The 1,575-nt window shown below is 63.1% G+C and carries 2 protein-coding genes; both read left to right on the forward strand.

The features are described from left to right. A partial coding sequence (locus tag ACWDTI_RS27235) for a hypothetical protein (RefSeq protein WP_449741263.1) occupies positions 1-527 on the forward strand: 527 nt, incomplete at its 5' end. Between the two features lie 17 nt (positions 528-544). Then, complete coding sequence (locus tag ACWDTI_RS27240; RefSeq protein WP_449741264.1) at positions 545-1,570, forward strand: transposase; 1,026 nt, start codon at positions 545-547, stop codon at positions 1,568-1,570. Positions 1,571-1,575 lie beyond the last annotated feature (5 nt).

Below are 1,575 nucleotides of genomic sequence, written 5' to 3' on the forward strand. Positions count from 1 at the left end.
CGTCGGCTGCCAGCATGGTTGTGAGACAGGTGCTGGTGGTGGGTGCGGGGGATGGAGTAGTGATGAGTCAGGTGCAACACCGGTGGCAGACTCCTGGTGGGCGCAACATCTACACGCGGGCCTACAAGCTGGAGATTTTGCAGCAGTGGGACCAGTGTGTCGAGCGCGGATCGAAGACTCGGTTTGCGCGCGAGAATGGGTTGACCACCAGGACGATCCGTGAGTGGGTCACCGCGCGAGATCGTGGGGAGTTCGAGGAGGCCATGGTTGCTGAGGCAACCAAGAAAGAAAGGCGCGGGATGATGGACAGCCGTGATCGTGCCGAGTTGGCACGGCTGCGGGCCGAGAACGAGCGGCTCAAGGCGAAGGTCACTGCGGCCGAGGCTGCCCAGGAGGTGCTGGGAAAAGCATTCGAGCTCTTGGAGGGGATCACCAAGGGCTCGACGGATCCGCAGACCGAGATCCCGCCGGCATTGATGAGCGCCGAGCAGTATCGCGAGTGGTTGGAGCGCAACGGGCTGTCCTGATTGACACGGTCACCGCGTTGAAGGCACTGGGTATGGCGTTGACGGTGGCCTGTGCGCTGGTCGGGGTCAGCCGCGCCACGTATTACCGGCTGGTGCGCGGCTACCGGCACTACACGCCGGTGGCTGATCCGGTGCCGCAGGCGCAGCGTGGGCAGCCGGCAGCGTTGTCGGTCGCCGAGCGTGACCAGGTGGTCGATGTGCTGTGCCGGCCGGAATACGCCGATCTGTCGATCTTCCAAACATATTGGCGTGCTTTTGATTCAGGACTCGTTCGATGTAGTCAACGCACGTTCTATCGGATTGCGAAAGCAGCCAAGCTGGTAGGTGATCGCCGTCGCCGCAAACATTGCGGCACTGCCGCCACCCGCAGGACTCCGCGGGTCATGGCCACCGCCCCGGGGCAGTTATGGTCCTGGGATGCCACCGAATTGCGCGGGCCCAGTCGGCAGCGTTACAAACTGCTGCTGGTGATCGATGTGTTCTCCCGATTCCCGGTGGCATGGAAGGTCGTGGCCGAGGAGAACACCGCCGCGGCGGTGGTGATGTTCACCGAGGCGTTCACCCGCTACGGGCCACCGCGCATGCTGCACGCCGACAACGGTGCGGTGATGCGCTCCACCGATCTACTCGACGCGCTTGAGGCATCCGGTGTGATCGCGTCGTTCTCCCGACCGCGGGTCAGCGACGACAACCCGTTCTCCGAGTCGCTGTTCAAGACCGTGAAATACGATCTGGACTGCCCCGAGTACTTCGATGACATCGACCATGCTCGCGACTGGACCCGACAGTTCCTCGAGGGCTACGCCCACGAGCACCGCCACAGCGGGATCGGCTGCTACACACCAGCATCGGTGTTCGACGGTAGCTTCGTCGAGATCCAAAAGCGCCGCCAGGTGCGCCTCGACGAGCTACACGCCGCTCACCCCGAACGCTACCGTGGCGGACGACCGAAAGCTCCCGTCGTCCCGGCAATCGTCGGGATCAACCACAAACCGACCAAACCGAAGAAGAACCCAGTAACCGACCTGTCTCAGGCAGGTTGACAAAT

The organism is Gordonia sp. NPDC003424 (genome assembly GCF_053588655.1).